Annotated in this window: 4 protein-coding genes; 1 reads left to right on the top strand and 3 read right to left on the bottom strand. The window is 70.0% G+C overall.

The features are described from left to right. Window positions 1-1,097, top strand: a 1,097-nt coding sequence (locus tag J0695_RS37580; protein ID WP_206969277.1) for an ABC transporter ATP-binding protein, incomplete at its 5' end; no start/stop codon positions are given. Here the strand turns inward: J0695_RS37580 and J0695_RS37575 are convergent. From J0695_RS37575 to J0695_RS37565, 3 genes are all read right to left on the bottom strand, one after another. After that, a complete protein-coding gene (locus J0695_RS37575) occupies window positions 1,086-1,409 on the bottom strand; it encodes a DMT family transporter (protein WP_206969276.1) in 324 nt (107 codons plus the stop codon). The two genes, J0695_RS37580 and J0695_RS37575, sit on opposite strands and share 12 nt — an antisense overlap. A 104-nt stretch (window positions 1,410-1,513) precedes the next feature. Beyond that, a complete protein-coding gene (gene rsgA / locus J0695_RS37570) occupies window positions 1,514-2,524 on the bottom strand; it encodes a ribosome small subunit-dependent GTPase A (RefSeq protein ID WP_206969273.1) in 1,011 nt (336 codons plus the stop codon). A 3-nt stretch (window positions 2,525-2,527) separates the two neighbouring features. After that, on the bottom strand, window positions 2,528-3,225 hold a 698-nt coding region (locus tag J0695_RS37565; protein WP_372445896.1), incomplete at its 5' end, for a 3-phosphoshikimate 1-carboxyvinyltransferase.

Genomic DNA, 3,225 nt, shown 5'->3' with positions numbered 1-3,225 from the left:
AGGTTGTCGAGCGGGGGCTTGGGGTGCTGGATGTGTTTCCTGTGCCCGTGCTGCCTGAGGCTCCTCAACAGGGCCCCGGCGAAACCGTGTTGCGTGTGCGGGGGCTCGTCAAGACCTTTCCCGTGTTGAAGGGCGCCGCCTTCAAGAGGCGCGTCGGGACCGTCCATGCCGTCGACGGTGTCGATCTCCACATCCGGCGCGGCGAGACCCTCGCCCTCGTCGGCGAGTCCGGTTCGGGGAAGTCCACCACCCTCTTCGAGCTGCTCAACCTGGCGCGCCCCGAGGGCGGCACCGTGGAGCTCTTCGGGCAGTCGCTCGACGGGCTCGGCAAGTCCGGGCGCAAAGCGCTGCGCGGGCAGGTGCAGATCGTCTTCCAGGACCCGATGGCGAGTCTGGACCCGCGGATGACGGTCGGGGACACCGTCGCCGAACCGCTGCGGGCCCAGGGTGTCGACCGCAGGGACGCCGCTCGCCGCATTCCTCAGCTGCTGACGCAGGTCGGTCTTGAGGCGGCGCATGCCGACCGGTTCCCGCACGAGTTCTCCGGGGGGCAGCGCCAGCGCATCGGGATCGCGCGGGCGCTGTCGGTCGAGCCGCAGCTGCTGGTACTCGACGAGCCGGTCTCCGCACTCGATGTGTCCGTACAGGCCGGTGTGCTCAATCTGCTCCAGCGGCTCAAGGCAGAGCTGGGCCTCGCGTATCTGTTCGTCTCGCACGATCTGTCCGTCGTCCGTCATATCGCGGACCGGGTGAGCGTCGTGTATCTCGGGCGTACGGTCGAGGCGGGAGCGGTCGACGAGATCTTCGAACGGCCTCAACACCCCTATACCCAGGCTCTGTTGTCGGCCGTACCGCTGCTCGACCCGGAACGGGAGCGCGAGCGGCAGCGCACCAGGATCCTGCTGCCCGGTGATCCGCCGAGCGCCACCCGCCGGTACGAGGGCTGCCGTTTCCGCACCCGCTGCCCGGTGTTCGCGGAGCTCGGGGCGCGGGAGCGGGAGCGGTGCACGAGCGAGGTGCCGCTGCCCGTCGAGCACGGGGCCGACCATGTGGCGGCCTGTCACTTCCCGGCCGTGCGGCCGGTGTCAGTGGGCTGAGCCCGAGAGCTGCAGTCCGATGACGCCGACGATCACGAAGGAGATCGAGACCAGCTTCAGGGTGGAGACGATGTCGCCCAGGAAGATCATTCCGTAGATCGCGGTCCCCGCAGCGCCGATTCCCGTCCATACGGCGTACGCGGGGCCCACGTCCAGCTTCCGCAGCGCCAGTGTCAGCAGGCCGAAGCTGCCGAGTGCGAAACAGGCGAAGGCGATCGTCGGCCAGAGCCGGGTGAAGCCGTGCGAAAGCTTGAGGCAGACGGCGAATCCTGTTTCCAGGATTCCCGCCACCACGACCAGCAGCCACGGCATGTTGGTTCCTCCGCCTTCGCGCTCACGTTGGTGACTGCACCGTCATCAGTTGGTGCGATTATGCCCCGGAGGTCTGGGGGCCACCCCCTGGGAAACGCCGTGGATCAGTCGCCCTCGTGCCGCTCCCGCGTGGCGAGCAGCCGGCGCAGCGAGTACAGCCGGGCCGGATCCGCGTGCCCCTCGGCGACCCACGCGTCCAGGGCGCAGTCGGGTTCGTCGTGGCTGCAGGCGCGCGGGCACTCCTCCGTTCCCGGTACGAGGTCGGGGAAGGCGAGGATGACGCGCGACGGGTCCACATGGTGCAGGCCGAAGGAGCGCACGCCCGGCGTGTCGATCACCCAGCCGCGGCCGTCAGGCAGAGGGAGCGCCAGGGCTGATGTGGTGGTGTGGCGACCGCGGCCCGTGACGGCGTTGACGTGTCCTGTCGTACGCCGGCGGTCCTCCGGTACGAGCGCGTTGACCAGGGTCGTCTTGCCGACACCCGAGTGGCCGACGAAAACGGTGACCTTGTCGTTGAGGAAGTCCCTGACGCGGTCGGCGGCCTCGCCCTTCCCCAGTTCGTCGCGGCTGGTGACGACATAGGGGATGTCGAGGGCGCCGTACGACTCCAGGAGCGTCTCCGCGGAGGCCAGGTCCGACTTGGTCAGGACGAGGAGAGGCGAGAGCCCGGCGTCGAACGCCGCGACCAGACAGCGGTCGATCATGCGCGGGCGCGGCTCGGGGTCGGCCAGGGCGGTGACGATGGCGAGCTGGTCGGCGTTGGCGACGACCACGCGTTCGAACGGGTCGTCGTCGTCGGCCGTACGGCGCAGGACCGAGGTGCGGGGCTGGATGCGGACGATGCGCGCCAGCGTGTCCTTGGCGCCCGACAGATCCCCGACGACCATCACCTGGTCGCCCACCACCGCGGCCTTGCGGCCCAGTTCGCGCGCCTTCATCGCGGTGACGGGGATGTCGTCGATGAGGACGGTGAGCCGGCCGCGGTCCACGGTCAGCACCATGCCCTCCGCCGCGTCCTCGTGCTTGGGGCGGATGGTGGTGCGGGGGCGGTTGCCCTTGCGGTTGGGGCGGACGCGGATGTCGTCCTCGTCGGGGTTCTTGCCGTAGCGGCGCATGTCTCAGGCCCCGAGCATTTCGGTCCACATCTTCGGGAAGTCGGGGAGTGTTTTCGCGGTCGTGCCCACGTTCTCGATCAGCACGCCTTCGACAGCGAGCCCGATGATCGAGCCTGCCGTCGCCATCCGGTGGTCGTCGTACGTGTGGAACGTACCGCCGTGCAGCGGCCGCGGCTTGATGTGGAGGCCGTCGGAGGTCTCGGTGACATCGCCGCCGAGTTCGTTGATCTCCTTGGTGAGCGCAGCCAGGCGGTCCGTCTCGTGGAGGCGGAGGTGCGCGACGCCGCGCAGCGTCGAGGGGGAGTCGGCGAGGGCGGCGACGGCCGCGATGCCGGGGGTGAGCTCGCCGACCTCGCTGAGGTCCACGTCGATGCCGTGGATCGTGCCGGTGCCGGTGAAGGTGAGGCCCTGGGAGGTGAGTTCGCAGGAGCCGCCCATGTCCGTGAAGATCTCGCGGAGCGCGTCGCCGGGCTGGGTGGTGCGCCGCGGCCAGTCGGGGACCGTGACCCGGCCGCCGGTGATCAGGGCCGCCGCCAGGAACGGCTGGGCGTTGGAGAGGTCGGGCTCGACGGTCAGATCGCGGCCCAGGAGGGCGGAGGGGGAGACCCGCCAGACGTTGGGCTCACCGCCGGTCTCCGGCTCGTCGACCTGGGCGCCGACGGAGCGGAGCATGTCGACGGTCATCCGGATGTGGGGGAGGG

Source organism: Streptomyces beijiangensis, assembly GCF_017315755.1.
In the GTDB taxonomy this organism is placed as follows: Bacteria; Actinomycetota; Actinomycetes; order Streptomycetales; family Streptomycetaceae; genus Streptomyces; species Streptomyces beijiangensis.
Note: the sequence above shows the minus strand (reverse complement) of the source record. Positions and strands in the feature narration are given on the sequence as shown.